Genomic DNA, 23,391 nt, shown 5'->3' on the forward strand with positions numbered 1-23,391 from the left:
CGGGCTGAAATCCAAACCTTTTACGGTGTTGGAGGAGACGAGTCCAATATATCGCAGTGCAGCAAATAATGCTTCTTTATTTTTTGTATACCAGACATCACCAAAAGAAATAACTTGCATTGCTTCATTCGTTTGACTGCTTGCCCGGCAAATTGCATTCAAATCTGAGTCAACATTTCATCATGCCCCATTCAAATGACAGGCAGAAAAATGCCGCGGGGCGATCTCAGTCAGCGCCGGCTGTTCAAGCGCGCAGCGCGGCATCGCATGCGGGCAGCGCGGATGAAAATGGCAGCCGCCCGGCGGATGCAACGGGGATGGAATTTCGCCTTTGATGGCGATAAAAGTCGTTTTCCTGACTTCGAGTTTCGGTGCGGATGCCAGCAGCGCCTGCGTATAGGGATGGTTCGCCCGGCTAAAAATCTCGGCAGTGGGAGCAGATTCGACTATGCGGCCGAGATACATGATCACCACACGGTCGGATAAATGGCGTACCACGCCGAGGTCATGGCTGATGAATAAATACGTCAGGTTTAACTCATCGCGCAAGCGGATAAACAGATTCAGGACCTGCGCCTGTATCGACACGTCAAGCGCAGCCACCGCCTCATCGCAGACCAAAAATTCGGGTTTGACGGCCAGCGCGCGGGCAATGCCGATACGGGCGCGCTGGCCGCCCGAGAATTGATGCGGAAAGCGTGTCGCGACCGCCGGATCCAGTCCGACTTTTTGCAGTAACTGCTCGACATAGTCTTGTTGTTCGGACGCATTGATCAGGCCATGCACCAGCGGCGCTTCGCCGACGATATGCCGGATCCGCATCCTTGGATTCAATGATGCATACGGGTCTTGAAAAATCATCTGGATCGCCAGGCGGATATCGCGCTGCGCCTGCTTATCCAGGCCCGCAACTTCGCGTCCGCGCCACCAGCGCGAACCTTCAGTCAGGCTATGCAAGCCGACCGCCATCCGGCCCAGGGTGGATTTCCCGCAACCGGATTCACCGACCAGACCAACGACTTCGCCTGCTGGTATCAGCAGCGTCGCATGATCAACTGCATGCACAACCTGCGGCTGCAGATCGGCACCCAGCAGATTCGCCAATTTTGCCGCCGTATCCAGCGGCTTCACAAAACGTTTACTGACCTGGCGCAGCTCCAAGATAGGGGGTGAGGAAGTGGATGTTGTCATTGAGTCCGCTAAGGTCTTGGTTGGTGTCGGGAAAACGGCTCCGGCAGAGGTGGTTGCTGCAAGATGAGTCATGCCGCTTGCCCGCTGCAGTCAGTCACATCGGTCACACCAATCACATTCAGCACAGGATGAAAGCACCGCAGCAGGCGCTCATCGAATTCGCGTGTCGCCGGATCTTCCGCGCAGGCCGCATCGGCACGATCGCAGCGTTCGCGAAATGCACAGCCGCCAGGCAGCTGTAAAAGCGATGGCGTCATGCCCGCAATCTGGCGCAGCGGCTGGCCTACAGGATTGCGCGATGGCGCCGACGCGATCAGGCCGTGGGTGTAGGGATGGCGTGGTCGATTGAGGACCTGTTCGACCGTCCCGCTTTCGACGATGCGTCCCGCATACATCACGCTGATGGTATCTGCCAGACCGGCGATCACCGACAGGTCATGGGTAATCCAGATCAATGAGGTGCCTGATTCGCGACACAGCTTTTGCATTTCAAACAGGATCTGCCCCTGTATCGTGACGTCGAGTGCGGTGGTCGGTTCGTCGCAAATGATCAGGTCTGGCTTATTCAGCAAGGCAATCGCAATCGCCACCCTTTGCCGCATCCCGCCCGAGAATTGATGCGGATACGCCAGCAGGCGTTCATCCGGCGCAGGAATACCGACGCGCACCAGCGCATCGCGCGCCATCGCGCGGGCGGTCGCCGGGCCGACTTGATGATGCGCATAAATCGCCTCGGTCATCTGGGTATCAATCCGTAGCACCGGATTCAGGGTCATCATCGGATCCTGGAAAATCATGGCGATGCGGTCGCCGCGTACCTGGCGCATCTGCTCGGCCGACATGGTACGCAGATCACGGCCCTTGAGCAGAATTTTCCCGCCAGCGACTTTGCCCGGCGCGTCAATCAATCCCATGATGGAATAGCCGGTCATCGATTTACCCGAACCGGATTCGCCGACCAGTCCCATGATTTGTCCCGGCATCACGGCAAAAGAGACATCATTGACTGCCGTCGCCACACCGGCACGGGTATGGAATTCGGTGGTCAGGTGCTCGACCACCAGTGTTGCGTCCGGCGTAGATGAAGTGGGTGACGCGGATGAGGTAGGTAACATAGAGCCTTCCTTATTGCGTCTGCAAACGCGGATTCAAGACATCGCGCAATTGATCCGCCACCAGATTGATCGCGACTACCGTCACCAGCAGCGCAATGCCCGGGAAAAAACTGATCCAGTATTTTCCCGATAACAGGTATTGAAATCCATTCGCGATCAATAAGCCGAGCGAAGGTTCGGTCACCGGTAAACCCAGGCCGAGGAAAGACAGCGTCGCTTCCAGCGAAATTGCCGATGCGACTTGCAAGGCCGCGATCACGATTAATGGCGGCAGACAATTGGGTAAGAGATGGCGCAGGATAATGCGCGCTGGCGACAGGCCCAGACCTGCTGCGGCTTCGATGTATTCCTTCTTGCGCTCGACCAGTGCCGCACTTCTGGCGGTGCGTGCATAATAGGCCCATTGGACCGCGACCAAGGCGATGATGATTTTGCCGACGCCTTGTCCGGTCAGCGCCAGCAAAATCAGGGCGATCAGGATAGGCGGAAACGATAACTGGATATCGGCGATGCGCATGATCAGGGTTTCGGTTTTACCGCCGGCATAGCCCGCGAATAAGCCCAGCGACAAACCGATCAGCAAAGCGATCACGGTACTGATCACGCCAACCGCCACCGAAATCCGCAAACCATAAATAATCGCCGACAGCATGTCGCGTCCCTGCTCATCGGTACCCATCAAAAAACGTAGCTTGCCATCTGCCGACAACTGGCCGGGCTCCAGTCGCGAATCCATGACATCGAGATTACCGAGATCATAGGGATTTTGCGGCGAGATAAAAGGTGCGAATATCGCTGCGCACAGAATCAGCACCAGAATCACTAAACCCATAGTCGCGATTTTGCTTTCAAAAAATTGCCGGACAAAGCGGCGCAACGGCGTATCTTCGGGCAGGGACTGTCTTGCGGTCTGATCTGGAGGAATCGTTGTCATATCAAGCCTTCGCTTCTGAGAGCCGGACCCGTGGATCGAGCAGCGAGTACAAGACATCCACCGCTAAATTGATCAGGATAAACAGGGTCACGATGAGTAACAGGTAGGCCACGATCACCGGGCGATCGAGTACGCGGATGGAATCGATGATCAGCTTGCCCATGCCCGGCCAGGCGAACACCGATTCAGTCACAATCGCGAATGCGATGATAGAGCCGAACTGCAATGCAATCACGGTGACGATAGGGATCAGGATATTTTTCAGTACATGCACGCCGATGATGCGGCGGTTGCGCAAGCCTTTGGCGCGGGCGAATTTGACATAGTCCTGCAACAAGGCTTCCTGGGCGCCGGCGCGCGTCAGGCGAATCACCAGCGCGACGTTGAACAGCGCCAGGTTCATGGCCGGCATCAGGATATGACGCACACCATCCCAGCTTAAAAAACTGACCGGTATCCCGAACAGCAAACTGGTTTCGCCCCGGCCGCTTGACGGCAGCCAGCCTAGCTGGACGGCAAACACCATGATCAGCATCAGGCCGACCCAAAAAGTCGGTAAAGAGAAGCCGAGTATCGAGACCGCCATGATCGATTTTCCGGCGATGCCATCAGGGCGCAGACCGGCCCACAAACCGAGCGGAACCCCCAAGACTATCGCCATCACGATGGCACAGACTGCCAATTCCAGGGTTGCGGGCATGCGTTCAAAAATCAGCGCCAGGGCCGGTGTCGAGAAGGCAAATGAACGTCCCATGTCGCCGCTCAAGGCATTCCTTAAAAAGATCCAGTACTGCTCGGGCAAGGATTTATCCAGGCCAAACGCGGCTATGGTGCGGGCTCTTTCGAGCTGGTCGGCGTCCGGACTGATCAGTACATCGATAGGATTGCCGATCGCATACACACCGGCAAACACCAGTAAGGACATCACCAGCAACACCATGACACTTTGTATCAGGCGCCGAATAATAAAAACCAGCATGCAATATCCCTGTCAGTAAATAAATGGCCGCTCCGGATCTGCGGAGCGACCGCCGTCTTGTTTACGCTTTGCTATCCGGTCGAGTCAAGGCGGATTGCCGCCTCATTTGCCGCTGTTGGCGCTGAATTCATACGCATGGGTGCGCTCGTCGGTGCGCGGAATATAACTGATATTCTTTTTCATTGCCCAGGTCGTGACCTGCTGATGAATCGGAATAATGCCGGCGTCATTGATCACAATCGCGGTTGCATCCTGCAATAATTTCAGGCGCGCTTTGTCATCGACCGTGTTCAAGGCCAGGCTCAGCAATTCATTGACTTTGGGATTGCAATACTTGAGATAGTTATTCCCGCCAAAACCTTTTTCCGGCTCATCGCAGGCAGCGATTGCACGCAACGGCGACGATGCTTCGCCGGTTTGCGCGCCCCAGCCCAGCAAGCCCAGCGAGTATTCACGCTTGACGCCGCGCGCGGCATAGACGGACATCGGCGCCCCTTCCACCTTGGCGACGATGCCGATTTTTGACAGCATCTGGGCGATGGTCTGGGTGATTTTCTCGTCATTGATATAGCGATTGTTCGGTGTATGAATCGTGATGCCAAAACCATTCGCATAGCCGGCTTCCGCCATTAATTTTTTCGCCGCTTCGGGGTCGTATTTGACGACTTTGAGATCGGGATTGTGGCCGAATAAAGTCAGGGGCACCAGATTATTGGTCGGTTGCGATAAGCCTTCCATCACGCGGTCTTTAATCGCTTCGCGATTGATCGCCATCGAGATCGCCTTACGCACGCGGATATCTTTCAACGGATTTTTATCGAGCGGCTTGCCGTCCTTATCCGTCACGTACGGCGATTTGTCGCGTGAGGTATCCGGATATAAGTAGATCAGGCGGTGCGAGACTTTGGACGTCATGCTCAGGTTGTTATCGCTACGCACCCGTGCAATATCCGGTGTCGGCACATTCTCCAGCGCCTGCACATCACCGGCCAGCAATGCTGCGATGCGGGTGGCGCCATTCGGGATGAAGCGCAAGGTCACCTTGCTCCAGGTCGCTGGTTTTTTACCCCAATAGCCGTCGAAGCGGTCCATCTCTATGCGATCGTCGCGCAGGAATTTGGCGAACTTATACGGCCCGGTACCGACCATGCCCTTGCCCGAGCCGAAGTCATCGCTGCTGAGTCCTTGCGTGGCTTTTTTCGACACGATATATACCGCGGTCAGATCAGACAGCAAGAGCGGATAAGGTTCTTTGGTGGTTAGGCGCAGGGTGTAGGGATCAATGACTTTTTTATTGATGATGGCGCGGGTATAGACGTCGAATTTACCCGGACTATTGACGATGGTCGCAGGCCGCTCCAGCGACCAGATCACATCCTCCGCCGTCAAGTCGGCGCCGTCGTGAAACTTGACGCCCTTGCGCAGCTTGATTTCCCAGGTCAGGTTATTGATCAGGGTCCAGGACTCAGCCAGGCCGGGAATGATGCGGCTGTCGGCATCCATTGCGACTAGGGTCTCAAACATATGGTCAGAGACATTCAGGTTAGGGAATAAATTATAAAAATGCGGATCAAGCGAAGTCGGCGGCGAACTCATCGCAAGTTTGAATTCTTGTGCGAAACTCGCCGGCGTCAGGGCAAACAAGGCACTCATACTGGCGGCCAGCAAAGCGGCACGGGGTTTAATGCGAATTGCGAGTAACATCGACATAGACAACTCCCTAGAGGTTCAGAAAAATACGGGCGACCGGACCGGCGCCCTTCATCTCAACAAAAAATGCTTTACACTAAAACATGACGCGCGCTGACTAATCAGCCTGACCATAGAAAATTTACGCAATTACAACATACACTGCGCCCTATTTTGGCGCAAGATATGATCGTTGTTGCACGGAGACCGACATGCAATTAATAGACCCCATCATCCAGTTCCACAGCGAACTGCAACAGATACGCCGTGATATCCACGCCCATCCCGAACTCTGCTTTGAAGAACATCGCACCTCCGACGTGGTTGCCGGCAAGCTGCAGGAATGGGGCATCCCCGTGATCCGCGGGCTAGGTACAACCGGCGTGGTCGGCATCATCAAACACGGCAGCAGCTCACGCGCGATCGGCTTGCGCGCCGACATCGATGCGCTGCCCATGCAGGAAATCAATAGCTTCGCGCATGCATCCAAACACGAAGGCAAAATGCATGCCTGCGGCCATGATGGGCACACGGCGATGCTGCTCGGCGCCGCCCATTATTTATCGCGCCACAGTACATTTGACGGCACGGTGTATGTGATTTTCCAGCCGGCCGAAGAAGGCGGCGGCGGTGCCAGGCGCATGATGGACGATGGCTTGTTTCAGCAATGCCCGATGGAAGCGGTATTCGGCATGCACAACTGGCCTGGTGCGGCGGTCGGCAGTTTTGGCGTGACCGCGGGGCCGATGATGGCGTCCTCGAATGAATTTGAAGTCATCGTCAAAGGCAAGGGCGCGCATGCGGCACAGCCGCACAAAGGCATCGATCCGATTATCGTCGCGATCCAGATTGCGCAAAGCTGGCAAACCATCGTCAGTCGCAACGCCAGCCCGCTGGAAGCGGCGGTGCTGTCGGTGACGCAAATCCATTCAGGCAGCGCGACCAATGTGATCCCCGATGAGGCGACCCTGATCGGCACGGTGCGCGCCTTCAGCACAGCGATGATCGACCTGATCGAAAGCCGCATGCAGACGATTGCCGAACATACGGCTGCGGCCTTCGATGCACAGGTGGATTTCAAATTCAAACGCAATTACCCGCCGCTGATTAACCATGCCAAGGAAACGGCGTTCGCGGCCGGAGTGATGCGCGCCATCGTCGGCGATGCGCAAGTCAATGACCAGGTCGAGCCCACCATGGGCGCTGAAGATTTTGCGTTTATGCTGCAAGCCAAGCCGGGTTGCTATGTCTTCCTCGGCAACGGCGATGGCGAGCATCGCGAAATGGGGCATGGACTGGGACCGTGCAATCTGCACAATCCCAGCTATGACTTTAATGATGATTTGCTGCCGATTGGCGCAACCTATTGGGTCAGGCTGGCGGAAGCCTACTTGAAAAAAGCCGTTTAATAGCCATCTGGGGTCTCTACGAGTTGCATAAATCGCGACTCTGATCAATCCGTTATCCGGACGTACTTTCTACAATCGATACAACCTATACAGCAAGGGCATACTCATGGCAGACGACAAAGACAATAACGGCACGGCACGCAGCCCTTTTCTCGAAGAAAAAGCCTTTAAATCGCGTACCGTACTGGTGTTTGGCACGATTAACGACAAGCTCGCTTCCGAAGTCAGCCAGCGCCTGATCGCGCTGGCTGCCGAATCCAAAGAGCCGATTACGATGCTGGTCTCGTCTCCCGGCGGCCATGTCGAATCCGGCGATGTGATCCATGACATGGTGCGCTTCATCGATGCGCCGGTGAATATGGTCGGCACAGGCTGGGTCGGCAGTGCGGCGGTCAATGTCTTTTTATCGGTGCCCAAAGAGCGCCGCTATTGCTTGACCAATACCCGCTTCCTGATCCATCAACCCAGCGGCGGCGCGGGCGGACAAGCGAGCGACATCGCGATCCAGGCACGTGAAATCGTTAAAGTCCGCGAACGGATTGCAGGCTTGATCGCCCGTGAATCCGGGCAAACCCTGGAGAAAGTCACCGCCGATATCGACCGCGATTACTGGATGAGCGCGACCGAAGCACAAGATTACGGCCTGGTGTCCAGCATCATCGTCAAGCAAACGGAATTGACTGCCTGAATCCGTTAGACGATCGTATTTTTAAATACTGGGCAGTAGTATATTTTTAGACCGCAGATAAAATATGCGGATCAAGGTATATTTTGATCAATAGCAGGGGGAGTATCCTTCCTGCTATTTTTTTTGCCTGTGCTTTTACCTAGATGAGCGCAGGTCTGCTGAACTGAATTAAAACTCTTCCCAGTCGCCGGTTTCAGCCGTAGTAGCTTTCGGTCTGGCGGTGCTCTTGGTGTCCTGGCGTTTGGCCGCGACCGCCGGTTTGGGCAAGGCACCGGTAAGCGCTTTGGGTTTGCCTGAGGTGGCAGCAGGGCGGCTCACATTGGCTGGTGGTGTGCGGCGCATGCTGCTTTGATCAAGCTTGAACACGCTGACGACCTCGCTGAGATTGGCGGCCTGGTCTTGCAATGCGCTGGCTGCGGCCGCTGCTTCTTCCACCAGTGCTGCATTTTGCTGGGTGACCTGATCCATCTGCGCGATGGCGGTGTTAATCTGGTCGATCCCTGAACTTTGCTCCGCACCTGCTGCCGTGATTTCGCTGATGATGTCGCTGACACGCTTCACGCTTTCGACCACTTCGTGCATGGTGCTGCCGGCCTGGTCCACCAGACGCGAGCCCTGATCGACTTTTTCTACCGAATCGTTGATCAGCTCCTTGATCTCTTTGGCGGCGCTGGCGGAACGTTGTGCCAGGTTGCGCACCTCGGATGCCACCACGGCAAATCCGCGCCCTTGCTCACCGGCTCGGGCGGCTTCGACTGCGGCATTCAGCGCCAGGATATTGGTTTGAAAAGCGATGCCGTCGATGACTGCAATAATATCGACAATTTTCTTGGATGATGCATTGATCGAGCCCATGGTATCGACCACCTGCGACACCACATTACCGCCTTTGAGTGCGACTGCGGTGGCTGAAATCGATAGTTGATTCGCCTGGTGCGCGTTGTCGCTATTATGTCTGACCGTGGAGGTGAGCTCCTCCATCGAGGAGGCGGTTTCGGCCAGCGAGCTGGCCTGGGTTTCGGTCCGGTTAGACAAGTCCAGGTTGCCTTCGGCAATTTGCGCCGATGCTTCGGCAATCTGGTCGGTGCCGCTGCGCACTTCCGTGACGACTTTTAACAGGCTGGCATTCATTTCCTTTAAGGCCTGCAACAGCAGGCCGGTTTCATCCAGGCTGCGTACTTCAATGTGACTGGTTAAATCACCTGAGGCCACGGTCTGGGCCACCTTGACCGCATGCTGCAGAGGGCTGGCCACCACATGGGCAATCCAATAGGCGAGCGTCAAACCCAGCAAAATACTCGCAGCCAATACGCCCATGATCCACAGCCGCGAACTCCGGTAGACCTCTTCGCCGCGTTTGTAAGCCGCAGTGCCGCCGTCGCTATTGATTTTGACTAGCTTATCCACGATGCTACGAATTTGCGTGTTCAGCTTAGAGGATTCATTGCGTAAAATTGCCGTGGCCTCTTTGTTATTGCCTTCACGCGCCAATGCCGTCATCTTGTCCGACAGCACGAGATAATTGCCCATCATTTTCAGGTAATCGTCGAATTCCGCTTTTTCGGCCGCACTGCTGATGAGCGCCTGATATTTCTTTTCATTCTCACGCAGGCCGACCACCGCTTCTTTGACACGCCCGGCATATTTATCGGCTTCTTCGGGACTCTCGGCAGAGACCACCTGCGCTTCTTGCGAGCGGATACGCGATACCCGTTCTTTGATGCCCATTGCCGCATCAACGCTGGGCATCCAGTTGGTGCCCAGGTCATTCGCGGTTTGATTGACTTGCGCCAATTGATAAACCGAAAAAATCCCGAGGAAGCCGGTGAGCAGCAGCAGCGTTATAAAACCCACATAGAGTTTTGCTGAAATCCGCAAGTTATAAAATAATTTCATGATAAGTGCTCCCAACAGATAGTGACAAGATGACACCGCCGGGCAAGCCGCTGAAAACACATGCCCTGACTAAACAATATACGCGCGACCAACGGGAAAATATACTTTTGCCGGGCCATATAAAAGTATGGTGAGCAAAGCGTGTCGATATAAAAAAGCCCGCCTGACCCATGTCAAGCGGGCTTGAGAAAAATATAACTTCGCTAGTCTGAGGTCAGCTTGGCAGACTTAATCCATGCCAATCGCCTTGGCCTGATAGGCTTGCGTTTTCAATGCCTGATTGGTTGCGCGCGCAGTCGTACCGCGATTCGAGCCAGTCGTGGACAATTTAAACACATCGAGCGCGCTGGTCAGGTGATCTGCCTGTTCTTCCAATGATTCGGCTGCCGCAGCGGCCTGTTCAACCAGCGCCGAGTTTTGTTGCGTCATTTCATCCATCTGGCCTATCGCAATGCTGACTTCTTGTATGCCCGCACTTTGCTCCTGGCTTGCGGAAGTGATCTCGGACATGATGTCGCTGACCCGCTTGACCGAGGCGACGATCTCATCCATGGTATTGCCCGCCTGATCGACTAATTGCGAGCCGACATTCACCTTGTCGACCGAGTCGCCGATCAGGGTCTTAATTTCTTTGGCTGCCGCCGCACTGCGTTGCGCGAGATTGCGCACCTCGGCGGCGACTACCGCAAAACCGCGGCCCTGCTCGCCGGCGCGGGCCGCTTCTACTGCCGCATTCAACGCCAGGATATTGGTCTGGAAAGCGATGCCGTCGATGACACCAATGATATCGACGATTTTTTTCGATGAATGATTGATGTCCGCCATGGTCGTGACGACCTGGCTTACCACGTGGCCGCCTTTGACCGCGACATCGGAGGCGCTTTCGACCAATTGATTGGCCTGGCGGGCATTATCCGCATTTTGCTTGACCGTGTCGGTCAGCGTCTCCATCGAACTCGAGGTTTCTTCCAGGCTGCTGGCCTGAGACTCGGTACGGCTGGATAAATCCGCATTGCCGGAGGCGATTTCAGAGCTGGCAAGCTTGATGGTTTCTGCCGATATCTTGATATCCGCCACCATGTGCTGCAAGCGCTCCTGCATCTCTTTCAGCGCGGCTAATAAACTCGTGCTGTCGCCGGCTTCCATCTCGATGCTCATACTCAGATCGCCGGCAGCGACCGCCGCTGCGATCTCACGCGCATATTCCGGCTCACCGCCCAGTTGTTGCCAGATGGTGCGCACGACAAAAAACGAGACGATACCCAGCGAAATCGTCACAATTAAAGCGACCAGGATGCTGGTGTACAGCACATTGCGCACGTTATCGCCGCTTTTTTCGACGCCTGAGGCAAATTGCTTTTGCGCGCCTTCGACCGTTTTCGCCAAATCGGCTTCCAGGGTTTTTAATGCACTTTGCATCTTGCCTATCTCTGCCTGGGGATCGCCTTGCTCGATCTCCATCATGATTTTGGCGACTTTAATGGCTGGCGCATAGTAAGCATCGAACTCGGTCGTCAACTTATCTGCCAAGGCTTTTTGTCCCGGCACTTCACCGAGTTTTTGTAATTTTTCTTTGACTTTTTTGGCGCTCTCAGCAACCACATCGATACGTTTTTTATCGCCCTCGGATACCGCATCTTTGAGTGCATCGGTCAAGCCGCGCACATCGGCAGACAGTACCTTCGCCCGATCCAGCACCGGGTAATCGACCGTCTCGGTAGTCTTGATCGATGAAATCGCTGTCGTTGAAAAATACACGCTGACCGCAAGTCCTACGCCGAAGATAACGGTCGCGATGATTGGCAATGCCCAAATTCTGCGTTTGATACTCATAGCGTGCGCCTTTTAATTGTCTCTGTAGGTATGTTTATTATTAAAATTTATTATTAAAATTTTTTGTTGAAAGGCGATCAAAGAATGATCAAAATCCGCCACACCGGGATGTGGCGGATTTCATTGCTGCTTATGTAAGCGGCGGTCGGGCAAAGTGTCTCCGATCCCCAACTAGTCAATTACAAATACCATGCACAACACCTCATCAAGGCAAGGTGGCTACAACTTTTACCGAGGAATCCACAGCGGACTTCTCAATATAGCCGATAAGATTAGCGTCGGCAGCAATTGCTTTCTTCACGTCCGCGCTGGAACCATATTCTTTCGGCAGCGTTCCTTTGCCTGTAAAGACTAATTTAGACCAGATCGCTTTAACCTGAGAGGCTTCCTTGTCGGCCAGTTTTTTATAAAACTCACCGCGGATTGGTGAACTTTCGGGCTGATCTATCGGTGTCAATGCGGTCGATTTACCCAGAAAATATTGCGCTGCTTGTTCTGAACTCATTTGCGGCGCAGGATTTTTGGGACTCACGACGACCACAACTTCGGCCATGGCAGAAATAGTCGCGACAGCGCAAGTTACCGCCAACAGTAATGTTTGAATTGTTTTCATAATCGGCTCTTTCCTTAAAATACAAAATCAACGGCAGCCGCAAACACGGTCACAGGACCTTTGAAGCCGGGTTTTGCATTGATAAAAGTTCCTGGCCCGCTCTCTGGAGAGAAACGGTCCAATTGCAATTTCAGGTCAGCCGATTTACTGAAATCCCAACGCAATCCTATGCTGTTACTGGTTTGTATCGATGCCAGCGAAGCGAAGGTATTCGCCCCCGCAGTGAGAGCAGCCAGAGGGCCGGTGGTTGGCAAACCTGCGACTGTTCTCGGGCTATCCTGTTTAACCGAGGCATGATGGTAGTAAGGTGTGAACTTGCCTACGCGATAGCCCAGCATGGTGTACCAGGAGGTGGTATCCGGCAGCGACAAACTCTCGGATTTACGCACGCCATATTCCGATTGCACAATCCAGTTTTTCCAATCAACGCCCAGGCCAAGCGAAGTGAAGCTCGCCTTGTTATCGTGAATCTTGAGGCTATCCGCAGCAGACTGGAAGCCATATTTTCGCAGGCCACCGACAACCGCATTTAACGAAGCCGAATCATCCACATTGAATTTGGTCGTTATGTGACCAAAACGCGCAGTGAACGGACCATTTTCCAGGACCAGATTGATCCCTGCAATGGTGGTGAATTTGACGGTATAGGCATTGCCGTTACCTTTGGTTTCGGATTTGCCGAAAGCCACCTGGCTAGTCAGCGTGCTTTCGCCAAATGAAGTCTGGTAGATCGCATCAATCCCGTCAACATTTTGCAAATTGACCTGGCTGTACATTTCTACCGGCGGACGCAAGTAGGTATTCGAATAACCAACATTGAGGTAGTCGGAAATCATGTAGACCGGCAGTCCCATGCGTCCAACACGTATGCTTAACTTGTCGGAGGCTTTGAATTTCGCAAACGCCCAGCTTAACTCCGCACCGTATTCATCGGTAATATGCTTGCTGACCAGGCCTTGCCCGGTCAACGACAGCCAGTCGTTCATCTTGGCAGTTGCCTGGATGCCGAAATTCGAATCCACACCGGTTTTTGCGCTGGACTTGACACCTGCCAATTGCCCTACACGCGCAAATTCGGCATCATCGGTATTGGAGCGTGTCAGCGCGGCAGTACCAAAACCGCTGATAGTGACGGTCGGTCCGTCAGTCGGGTCGGCGGCGTAGGCGCTTGAGATTGCCAGAGGCAATGCCAGCAGAGCCAGATAAGGTATTAATTTCATTTTCTCTCCTTGAGTTTTTTTGTTCACGCGATTTTTTTCTTGAACGACTGCAATCATTTGCCAGTGGAAGATGCGCAGCAATGAGGTGACAAGCAGAAATGTGCGGATTGCATGGCACATTTCGAACGAAGCCGAATATTGCCACAAGGAAATGATGCTGAGTGGCAAAGTTGACATTTGTTATCATTTCCAACCTAGATTAGCCGATCGGGGACATAAATCAAGTTAACGCCTGCGTTCCGTACGATTTCACAACAGAATTGTGACTTTTCGTGTATTCATCCAATTTTCAGATTGGTTTGGTTTAGAGTAGTGCGTTAACTTTGATCATTATTAATAGACCCACAGACCCATCGACTTTGGGTCTATTCTGTTTATGGCTCTCAAGCATTTTCTATCGAATGGCATTGGTCGTTGAATGGTCCGGCAACCTGTTACTCAGGCCGCTCAGATAGTCGACCCGAAACCGGCGCAAAACATAATCTTTATAATTATCGTTTTTCAACGTATTCCAAGCCTGATCTTTTGCCTTTGCTGAATTTTCACGCGCTTGCATCCAGCTATGATTGGATATATCAAGGTTGGCGTCGGTCATCAATTCATAGCCATATAATTTCATGAAATCCTTGGTCAAGGTCTCAATTATTTTGATTTCATCGATCGTCAATTGCTGTTTAAACTTGTCAATATTGGCCATCACCGGAGGGAAGCAATTGCTCTCCCATAAGGCCGAAAGTCGAGAAATTTTCTGCGCCTCATTCGATTGTCCGATGTCTAGCATTTCCGGCAAAAATGCAATGCCAAAAAAATGGCAAATACTTTTTAAAACGGATTCCTGGTTCGATAAAAAATCTTCGTAGCGTATCGTCAGCACTTTCTCCGGATAGTCCGAGATCAATGATCGCGCTACTTGATGCGCCTCAAGCCAGCTCAGTGCATTTAAGGCGGAATCGTAGTCGTGAATAATGGCCCGGTTCATCGAAGCGACCTGCGCTCTGGGGTCGCGTACTACATTCAGTAGCAGCATATCGGGAAACAGCTCAAACAGTTCTTCTGCGTAATGCACGCTATCCAGAGATTTGTCCATGACGACGGTCGCTTGATGTTGTTCGCCGGCGCGCAATAATAATTCCCATAAAATTTTATGCACGCTACGCTTTTGATTTCGCAGCGCTTCAAAAATCTCTACCGGATCAAAAACAATATTTTTCCATTTCACCATACTGGCCGATTGCAAACCAATGACATCGACGATTAATTGAAAATAAGCCCGATCATCGGATAAGTCGCCATACCGGGGCACTAATGGAATGAAGTCAACAATATGCAAGGGATAGGGCGAATAAAATTCCTTACTATTATTTAACCGTAATCGCAAAGCATGACTACCGCAGCGACGCAAGGGAATCATCAATACGGGTTTTGGCCTGAACGCGAGTAGGGTAGCAGTCGTCATTTTTTTCTCCAGATGTTCTAAAAAGAAAAGGCTAAAAATATGAAAAGAAACGTGTTGTGAACGCGGAAAGTTCTGATGCGGGAAGGCTATTCACACCGGCCGCCGCGCGTCTGCCGCCACCGCCGGGGAAACATGCGCAAAATTCACTGGCAGGTTTTAAACGAGGATTCGCGGCACGGACGCTAACCAAAAAGGAGCCATCTGTTTTTTCGCTAAGCACCGCGAAAGATAAGCACTTGTCCTGTTCCGCCAATCGATTGGCCAGCAAGCCTGAGATACGTTTTGCCCAGGTCTGGTTTGGCAGTAAATAAATTGCCCCATTGCTTTGCTGCCAGGACGGCTGCAAGGCTTGCAGTAAGGACATATCTTGTGTGTATGAGTGCTGCAATAGAGAGTAGCAAAACGAATTCGCCGCAAATTCGAACGGGTCTGGATAATTGTGCAGATTTCGATATAGTTCGACCGGCAAGATGGCTAAGTCCTCCGGTTTTTCGCCATAAGAATTATAGTTAAGCAAGGTCCCTAGTTTCGACAACAGCAGCTCTTGTGCGGTAGTCAATCTTCTTTGCGCAGCCATAGCATGCGCGGTCGCCATCAGGTTATCGCCAAATGCGGCGACCATCGCCCACAACACATACTTTCCGTTTAAATAGCGATTCACCAGAAGGCTGGTACAGGTATCGCAGGCGTCATCCCAATATAAATCCAGCAGCGGATGCGCAAATGCCCGATCCGCGCTGTGGTGATCAAAATAGACAACTCTGGCACCGTTGTTCAGATGCTGTTTGAGGGCCTCCACATTCGCATCCAGAGAAATATCCAGCACGGTAATCTGGTCACCTGCCGATGAGTGGAAGCGCTGCAACAATTGAATGTCACGCTTGACTCCCGTAATGAGAGTGGCGTCGGCTGGCATGGCAAGACGCAACTGATGCAGCGCACAGATACCATCTGCATCACCATTAAAAACATCGAATGCCGCAACGCTGGACTTATCTGCTGGAGACATATTGCGTCATTCAATGAAATTGTGATGGATCAGATAATCGTAGAGTTTTCGCGTGGCAGATTCTATCGACAGGAATTCAGCATCCAGCGTCATTTCTGGCGTCAATGGTTTTTCATACGGAGAGGAAACGCCGGTAAATTCGGGAATCTCACCCGAACGCGCCCTTTGATATAAGCCCTTGGGATCGCGTTGTTCACAGACGGGTACAGAAGTGCTGATATGCACCTCAATGAAGCGCTGATGCTGGATAATTTCCCGCGCCATCGCCCGATCGGCCTGAAATGGAGAAATGAATGCGGTGATGACTATCATGCCAGCCTCATTCATCAGATGCGCCACCTCTGCCGCACGCCGTATGTTTTCCCTTCTGTTGGCAGGAGAGAAGCCCAGATCGCTATTCAAGTGATGGCGCAAATTGTCGCCGTCCAGCGCGAAGCAAGCATGCCCTTTTTCTAAAAGGAATTTTTCAAGAGAAAACGCAATCGTTGATTTCCCCGATCCGCTTAAGCCCGTCAACCACAAGGTGGCAGCACGTTGACGCAGCAATTTTTGCCTGACTGCCAAAGAAACTTCCCCGTCATGCCAGGTCACATCAAGGCCTCTCGCCTGCGGCGCTATCGCAAATCGACCGAACTGATTTTTTACATCCATCTGCTCAAGATCATCAGGACTGAGTTTGTCCGAAGCTAAATTAGTGCGCATGCTAATTCCAAAAATTAAAGATCACCCGATCAAATTTGACACCTAAAAATTTCAACATGTATGCGTACTGACTATCGGGGGATTGCGTCATCCTTTATCTAAGTTGGCAATGCGCTTCATCTCGCCAGACGCAGAGGAGTGTATGGTCTTAGTCACCCTGTGGGACATGGGAATGACATTTCTTTTTTCTTTTGCAAGCGGCGATTTTTGTTCCGAATGTAAAACTTTTTGCTCATCCAATGTAAAAGTGCTGACCACACTCTCCAGATCATCGGCTTGATGTTGCAATGATCCTGCGGCGGCGGCTTCCTCCACTAACGCGGCATTTTGTTGGGTAACATCATCCATGTGCATGATGGCTTCATTGATTTGCTCGATCCCTGTGGTTTGCTCCTGACTGGCTAACATGATCTCACCCATAATATCGGTCACGCGTTTGATGCTCGCGACGATTTCTTCCATGGTATGTCCGGCCAGATCCACCAGCCTCGCGCCTTCATCGACTTTTTGCACTGAATCATCAATCAGTTTTTTAATTTCTTTTGCGGCATCTGCCGATCTTTGTGCCAGGCTCCGTACTTCGCTGGCAACAACCGCAAACCCGCGTCCCTGCTCGCCGGCCCGGGCCGCCTCTACCGCCGCGTTCAATGCAAGAATATTGGTTTGAAAAGCAATCCCGTCTATGACCGCAATAATGTCGACAATTTTGCGCGAGGATGTATTAATGGAACCCATGGTTTGTACCACTTCCGATACGACAACACCACCTTTGACGGCAACATCGGAGGCCGATACGGCTAACTGATTGGCTTGTCTGGCATTGTCCGCATTTTGTTTGACCGTGGAGGTCAGTTCCTCCATGGAAGAAGCGGTTTCTTCTAATGATCCGGCTTGCATCTCGGTACGAGAGGATAAGTCCATATTGCCGGCGGCGATTTGCCTGGAGGCGGTCGCGATGGTAACGGTTCCGGAGCGTACCTGCCCAACAATATTGGCCAGGCTTTGCTGCATTTCCCGCATTTCATGTAATAAGCTGGATTGATCATTCGCTGCCAATTTGATGGGAATTGTCAAATCACCGTGTGCAATTTTTTCCGCAATTTGCGCAGCATATTGCGGCTCGCCCCCCAACTGTTTAAGCAAGCTCCGAACGATTAAATAAGCAGCGGTCACACCGATCAATAAAGCTGCGCCGCCAAATACAAACATCAATGATCGCGCGCTCTCGTAGGATTTTTCCGCATCTGTAATTGCCTGGGTAGTCTGTTTTTCTTTTGTGCTGATAAATTCATTCAGCATCTCCCACCATTTTTTTTGCACGGGGCGAAACTCAAACCGCAATAATTTATACGCGTCATCGCCAAGTTTTCGTAATCCGAGTTCAGTCCCCTTGGCGATATAGGGCTCGGACAGTTTCGATTGCTCCTTGATCTTGTTTAGTAGTGCCAGCTGGTCGGGCGGATTATTCGGATCGGCAGCGATCATTTTTTCCAGTTTTTCCTCTGCCTCCGCATACTTTTTTGCCTGCGCCTTGATGCGATTTACTTCAATTTGAATTTCAGCTTCTTCACTTAGAAGTATCAGGTTACGTAATGCCAATGCGCGTTCCGTAATTGTCAGATACATGGTGGACGCCAGTTTGGACTCTACATTGTTCACATTGGCGATTTCTTCCATGCGATTTTGCATTTGCGCCATACGATTGACACCAAGCAGCAACACAGTCAACAGTAGCGATAAAACTAATCCAAAACCGATTGTCAAGCGCGTTGAGACTTTCATATTTCCAAAGTTCATGATTTCCCCTTGATGAGCAAAGCAGATATTCCAATATAGAACAATATTTCCTAAAGGCAATATTGTTCTATATGTCAATAATCAGTCAGGATGTGGCGAGAAACAGCCTCTAGTCTTTATTTCATGTTAATTAGTTTCATATAATTTAACTAAAGTTAACAATAGATTATTTCTCAATGATGTCAATAGGAAATTTAATTGAATTTAAGCAATGAACTACCAGCTTTATTCTTGACTATTGCTCTCTAGTGTAGAATTTATTGCAATGATCAAATTGGCAGAGTCGCTGCCGTGATGATTTTATACAGCGTCTATGCTGCGTTGTTTCCGCTATAAGCTGAGGAAAAAATGATACGCGTTGCCATCTGTGACGATCACGAAATTATTCGTGCGGGGTTTAAACAAATATTCTCTGGGTTTGACGATATGCAAATCGTCGCAGAAGCGAGTAATGGCAGGGAAGCTCTTGATATAGCACGCAAAAATATGTGCGATGTCGTACTGCTTGACATTGGTATGCCGGATCAGAGCGGAGTAGATATATTACGTTCAATAAAACAAGGTCAGCCCGATTTGCCGGTGTTGATAGTTACTGGCTACCCCGCCCAGCAATATGCGATTAATTTATTCAGAATGGGGGCCAACGGATATTTAAACAAGGAATGCTCCAGCGACGAATTAGCCAAAGCAATTCGCACTGCAGCCGCCGGAAGACGCTATGTCAGCGTTGAGGTGGGTGAGATTTTGGCTCAGGGATTTGATCATGATGCTCTGGTTGCACGTCACACCGAGCTGTCAGATCGTGAATTTCAAGTCTTTTTGCGTTTAGCTAAGGGAGAGTCAGTTTCAGATATTGCTCACATCTTATCTCTCAGCGTAAAAACAATTAGTACTTACCGCAGCAGAGTCATGGAGAAAATGCATCTACAGTCGAATAGCGATTTGACCTATTACGCACTGAAAAATAATTTGCTGGAATAAAGCACCTAGGGCCTGTTCGCGATATGAAGGCTGCTGGTGATGCGACTTTAATTCAAACGCAGATCGATGCTTATGCCGATAATCGCATGTTGAAGAGAGCGTTTCATTCCACAGGCACTAACTCACGCACTCGATTGACCAGCAACTCCATTTCTCTGGATTTATCGAAAAATTCATCGGCACCTAACTTTACGCTATGCCTGCGCAAGACTTCTGTCGGGTAGCTGGTAAATACAAAACGTTTGCCATAATGACGAGCGTCGTGTTGTAAACCGGCCAGCACAGCCAGTCCATTCCCTTCGCTCAGACTAATATCAATAATTGCGACATCCCATAGTACTTCCCTGAGTTGCTTTAATGCCTCCCTCTCGGTTTCTGCAAAGCCAATTACTTCTACGCCACTGAATCTGTTAAACATCTCCGTCAATAGACTGCGGACTTGCGCGGAGTCCTCAATGAGATATACCTTTAAATGGCGCCGTTGCATTCAACTTGCCTCAATCATGTTTTAGTAGATCAGATCCAGTGTCCAAATTTTTATCTGGCGGTAGGAGAATAAAAATTCAGACATATTCATTACTTTATTGTAGCGATAGAAAAATCGATCAACAGTCGCAAATCACTGAACTTCGTGTAGGACGCCACCTACGGTTGTGTGTTTATGGACGCAATGGAGCAATAGAGCTTTATTTTTAGTTAAAAAAACCATAGCATCCGTTAAAAATCCTGATTACTCAATTTACTTGGTTTTAAGCAGTCACTGAGTTAACCCGCAAAGCTGACTAATCGTTAGGAGTTAAAGTGGAAAAGATTCGCCTATTGCCGAAATACATTACGATTTTATTCATTATTTGCATAGTTACCCTGATCGGCAATGCATTTTCAAACTATCAAAATATGCGGAAGTTAAAAAATGAAAATGATTGGATGGATCACACCTGGACTGTCAAAGACCATTTAAAAAATGTGAATTTACTCATCATGGATGCCGAGAACAGTTTGCGTGGGTATTATTTGTCGGGAGACGAAATATTTTTGGGTCCCCAAAAAACTGCTTTGGCTGATCTGGGAGAGGAATTCAAATTACTGGAAAAACTGACAAAAGATAATCCAAATCAAGTTAAAAATTTGACGCAGCTACGCATGTTGTTTGATCGCAAGCTACAAAAATTTTCACAAGAAATTGAAATCTATAAGACCGGTGGGCTTGCGGAGGTCGTTAAAATAATTCAAACCGATGAGGGTAAATCCATTATGGATGAAATTCGGTTGATGGACGTGATTATGGAAAAAGAAGAATTAGAACTTTTAAATAATCGACGCACATTATTTTACGAGCAGCACCATCATGCGCTATGGATCGGCAATATGATTAACGCGATTGCTGTTTTAGTGCTGATGTTATTTTATCGGTTGATTCAGGATAGCTTTGTCAAACAGGGCAAGGCAGAGGCTGCATTGCAACAGACAAACGATAATTTAGAAGCGATCGTATCGACACGTACCAAGCAGCTATCGGTGTTGTCGCGACACTTGCTGAGTGTTTCAGAGGAAGAAAAAGCCAAACTGGCAAGGGAGTTACACGACGAAATGGGGGCAAGTTTAACCGCAATCAACATGGACATTTCCATGCTTGCAGATAAATTGCACTCAATTGAACCAGAGCTGCTTGCACAATTGCATCGGGTAAAAACAACGCTGTTGCAGGTGGTCGATTTCAAGCGAAAAATTATAGAAAATCTGCGGCCGAGCATGTTGGACACTCTGGGATTGTCCATGTCTTTACAAACCTACAGCGAAGAAGTAGCGCGCATAGCTGGCCTGAAGTTGGCGACCGAGATTGATGAGGATATTGTGCTGAAGGATCCTTCCTGGTCAATCGCCTTATTTAGGATCGCGCAAGAATCTCTGACAAACGTGATTAAATATTCTCGCGCAACTCACGTCAAAGTCAGTTTAAAAAACAATCCATCCGAACTGTGTTTGAAAATTGAAGATGATGGAATCGGTATTCCGGCCGACGCGATCACTACTACCCGTTCATACGGGCTATTGGGAATGCGCGAGCGTACCTTATTGCTGGGCGGCGTCTTTAGCGCGGCTCGAGGACAGGGTAACAAAGGTACCGTGATTGAGGCGCGATTTCCTCGCTAACCAGTGCATAACTGTTCCGACTCAGCTTTGACCTGACAGCGGTTGTCAGATGGGTTACAGTTCTGGAAGTCGGACTTCGTCAAAAGTGGCCCATCAACTAAGGATTGCACTTGTCGCTGCGAATCAACTTCAGGAACACAGAGAGAATTAGCGGGCCTGACATCGGATCCCGCATGTGACTAATCAGCGCAGATTACTAGTCAAGGAGAAAAGCGTGTCTATCGAGAGTGTCAGTCTTGCCGATGACGTATTCAAGAGCTCATTTCTCGAAGGCAAGCTTTCTATCGATTGCGTCGAAATAAAGCTCACCCAGAAAGGATCGCCCGATCCGCGCGTGTATTCGTCGGCGGGGTTCATCCGGGTTGACCCTGAGTTTGGTGCGGAGGCGCGACTGGTATTCAAGCGCGATCCCAGCAATCCGTATGACCCATTCGCCAGCTTGATGGAGATGTCTTCTATGCGCTCTGGCGAGCTATATTCGGAAAGCCACTACTACCGCCTGGAGGCCACCGACGTAGTGGGAAACGTGTGGATCAATCCCGCAGTGATGCCTAAGTTCGAGGCTCGGGCCAGTGCTGAGATTCTTACTTTTACCTGCGACCATATTGAGACCCAGATTTCAACGGATACCAAGGCTGATTTTGTCCATTTCGTCTTCCCCGAAGACTTGAAGTTCCCGCTGAACAAATCGACAAATCAGACGGAGCTAGTTCGCGGTCAGGAGCGCCTATCGATCAAGCGAACGCATTCCTCTGGCACTGTCTCCGGGATTCAGGTTCAATATCACAAATGCTTGATCGACACGGCCGGAGATTCATTTGAGTTGGTTGCCTTGGCCAAGGACAACGGGCAAGTGCCTGAGAGATTCGATGAGCGTCTTCTCGAAGCGATTCGCTTCTGTTCGGCGACGAGGGCGTTGCCCGTAATGAGCGAAGTCTCACAGGCTGGCCAGCGAATTGTTCGACTTGCCAAGGCCGCTCCCCTTAACAACGGCCTAATACCCCCACCGCTATCCGACCTCGGCGCCTCACAGGATTTTTACCGATTGATGGGCTGCTACTTTGACTATGCGTGCCAGAACGCCAAGGGGAACGGCGGTGCGCAGTTATCGACGAAGCTGGAGGGCCTGTTTACATTGAAGGGCGTTTGGCTTGAGACCATCGCCCTGCTGCTGTGCGTGGCTACCGAGGGCATTCTCGACGATCCACTTTTCAAGCCTTTGGGCAAACCTAACGCGACTTTGATGGGTCTAATCAAGGAACTTTTCGATTGGGTCAAGAAGGCTCCGGTGGAGCAGGGCCTCCAAAACCGCGCCTTGTCTTCCATGGGGTCCATGAAGTCCAATCGCGCCGTTGACAAGATGTACGCGCTGGTCACGGCTGGTGCGCTCGATGAGGCAGACGTCGCCTCCTGGAAGTTTCTACGAAATCCTTCTGCACATGGCGGCCTCGAAATCGACGAGGACAAATTCCAGGAATTGCTGGATCAAGTCTATTGTTTGGTCACATTCATCTACAAGCTCACCTTTTTGAAGATTGGTTACGTCGGAAAATTCTCCGACTACTCCCGCCGCGGTTGGCCATCTCGTGACTATGACGCACCCACTTTGCTTAAAGCCCTTGGAGGCGAAACTCCGACTGAATCTACTCCTGAAGCGAACTTTGAGGTGTCCGCTTCTCAGCCTCTTTAAGGTCACCTATGGGTGTCTGCACACGTCACGCCAGA

General features: G+C 51.0%; 19 protein-coding genes. 5 read left to right on the forward strand and 14 right to left on the reverse strand.

What is annotated here, in order from left to right; genetic code table 11:
• Positions 1-180 precede the first annotated feature (180 nt).
• The 5 genes from LPB67_RS13990 to LPB67_RS14010 form a co-directional block, all read right to left on the reverse strand.
• Positions 181-1,191, reverse strand: coding sequence for an ABC transporter ATP-binding protein (locus LPB67_RS13990; protein WP_262837892.1), 1,011 nt, complete (start codon positions 1,189-1,191; stop codon positions 181-183).
• Between the two features lie 68 nt (positions 1,192-1,259).
• Positions 1,260-2,306: an ABC transporter ATP-binding protein gene (locus LPB67_RS13995; protein ID WP_262837893.1), complete on the reverse strand. Its 1,047-nt coding sequence runs from the start codon at positions 2,304-2,306 to the stop codon at positions 1,260-1,262.
• 10 nt (positions 2,307-2,316) lie between these two features.
• Positions 2,317-3,240: an ABC transporter permease gene (locus LPB67_RS14000; RefSeq protein WP_262837894.1), complete on the reverse strand. Its 924-nt coding sequence runs from the start codon at positions 3,238-3,240 to the stop codon at positions 2,317-2,319.
• Between the two features lies 1 nt (position 3,241).
• Entirely contained in the window at positions 3,242-4,219 is a 978-nt protein-coding gene (locus LPB67_RS14005; protein ID WP_262837895.1) for an ABC transporter permease, read from the reverse strand.
• A gap of 102 nt (positions 4,220-4,321) precedes the next feature.
• The gene (locus LPB67_RS14010; protein WP_410482750.1) at positions 4,322-5,923 is read right to left on the reverse strand and encodes an ABC transporter substrate-binding protein; all 1,602 of its coding nucleotides are present in this window, start codon (positions 5,921-5,923) and stop codon (positions 4,322-4,324) included.
• 197 nt (positions 5,924-6,120) lie between these two features.
• Here LPB67_RS14010 and LPB67_RS14015 point away from each other — a divergent pair, with 197 nt between their 5' ends.
• Both LPB67_RS14015 and LPB67_RS14020 read left to right on the forward strand, forming a co-directional pair.
• Complete coding sequence (locus LPB67_RS14015; RefSeq protein ID WP_262837896.1) at positions 6,121-7,317, forward strand: M20 aminoacylase family protein; 1,197 nt, start codon at positions 6,121-6,123, stop codon at positions 7,315-7,317.
• A gap of 106 nt (positions 7,318-7,423) precedes the next feature.
• On the forward strand, positions 7,424-8,005 hold the full coding sequence (locus LPB67_RS14020; protein ID WP_262837897.1) for an ATP-dependent Clp protease proteolytic subunit: 582 nt from the start codon (positions 7,424-7,426) through the stop codon (positions 8,003-8,005).
• A 168-nt stretch (positions 8,006-8,173) separates the two neighbouring features.
• Here LPB67_RS14020 and LPB67_RS14025 read toward each other — a convergent pair whose 3' ends face one another.
• The 8 genes from LPB67_RS14025 to LPB67_RS14060 form a co-directional block, all read right to left on the reverse strand.
• Positions 8,174-9,901 (reverse strand): methyl-accepting chemotaxis protein, encoded by a 1,728-nt coding sequence (locus LPB67_RS14025; RefSeq protein WP_262837898.1) that lies wholly within the window; start codon positions 9,899-9,901, stop codon positions 8,174-8,176.
• A 228-nt stretch (positions 9,902-10,129) separates the two neighbouring features.
• Positions 10,130-11,734 carry a methyl-accepting chemotaxis protein gene (locus LPB67_RS14030; protein ID WP_262837899.1) on the reverse strand — a complete coding sequence of 535 codons (1,605 nt, stop codon included), beginning with the start codon at positions 11,732-11,734 and terminating at the stop codon, positions 10,130-10,132.
• A 205-nt stretch (positions 11,735-11,939) separates the two neighbouring features.
• On the reverse strand, positions 11,940-12,347 hold the full coding sequence (locus tag LPB67_RS14035; RefSeq protein WP_262837900.1) for a hypothetical protein: 408 nt from the start codon (positions 12,345-12,347) through the stop codon (positions 11,940-11,942).
• 14 nt (positions 12,348-12,361) lie between these two features.
• A complete protein-coding gene (locus tag LPB67_RS14040; protein WP_262837901.1) occupies positions 12,362-13,567 on the reverse strand; it encodes a porin in 1,206 nt (401 codons plus the stop codon).
• A gap of 394 nt (positions 13,568-13,961) precedes the next feature.
• On the reverse strand, positions 13,962-15,023 hold the full coding sequence (locus tag LPB67_RS14045; protein WP_262837902.1) for a sulfotransferase family protein: 1,062 nt from the start codon (positions 15,021-15,023) through the stop codon (positions 13,962-13,964).
• A gap of 31 nt (positions 15,024-15,054) precedes the next feature.
• Positions 15,055-16,032 carry a hypothetical protein gene (locus LPB67_RS14050; RefSeq protein ID WP_262837903.1) on the reverse strand — a complete coding sequence of 326 codons (978 nt, stop codon included), beginning with the start codon at positions 16,030-16,032 and terminating at the stop codon, positions 15,055-15,057.
• Between the two features lie 6 nt (positions 16,033-16,038).
• The gene (gene cysC / locus LPB67_RS14055) at positions 16,039-16,734 is read right to left on the reverse strand and encodes an adenylyl-sulfate kinase (RefSeq protein WP_262837904.1); all 696 of its coding nucleotides are present in this window, start codon (positions 16,732-16,734) and stop codon (positions 16,039-16,041) included.
• An 87-nt stretch (positions 16,735-16,821) separates the two neighbouring features.
• Positions 16,822-18,531, reverse strand: a complete 1,710-nt coding sequence (locus LPB67_RS14060; protein ID WP_262837905.1) for a methyl-accepting chemotaxis protein — start codon at positions 18,529-18,531, stop codon at positions 16,822-16,824.
• Between the two features lie 348 nt (positions 18,532-18,879).
• Between LPB67_RS14060 and LPB67_RS14065 the strand changes: the two genes are divergently transcribed.
• On the forward strand, positions 18,880-19,512 hold the full coding sequence (locus tag LPB67_RS14065; RefSeq protein WP_262837906.1) for a response regulator transcription factor: 633 nt from the start codon (positions 18,880-18,882) through the stop codon (positions 19,510-19,512).
• A 103-nt stretch (positions 19,513-19,615) separates the two neighbouring features.
• Here the strand turns inward: LPB67_RS14065 and LPB67_RS14070 are convergent, their stop codons facing one another.
• A complete protein-coding gene (locus tag LPB67_RS14070) occupies positions 19,616-19,999 on the reverse strand; it encodes a response regulator (RefSeq protein WP_262837907.1) in 384 nt (127 codons plus the stop codon).
• Positions 20,000-20,313: 314 nt separating this feature from the next.
• On the opposite strand from LPB67_RS14070, the gene LPB67_RS14075 reads away from it, so the two are divergent.
• Together LPB67_RS14075 and LPB67_RS14080 are read left to right on the forward strand one after the other, a co-directional pair.
• Entirely contained in the window at positions 20,314-21,666 is a 1,353-nt protein-coding gene (locus LPB67_RS14075; RefSeq protein WP_262837908.1) for a CHASE3 domain-containing protein, read from the forward strand.
• 214 nt (positions 21,667-21,880) lie between these two features.
• Positions 21,881-23,356 carry a hypothetical protein gene (locus LPB67_RS14080; RefSeq protein ID WP_262837909.1) on the forward strand — a complete coding sequence of 492 codons (1,476 nt, stop codon included), beginning with the start codon at positions 21,881-21,883 and terminating at the stop codon, positions 23,354-23,356.
• Positions 23,357-23,391 lie beyond the last annotated feature (35 nt).

Origin of the sequence: Undibacterium sp. Jales W-56, from assembly GCF_025548535.1 — a bacterium.
Classification (GTDB): Bacteria; Pseudomonadota; Gammaproteobacteria; order Burkholderiales; family Burkholderiaceae_D; genus Undibacterium.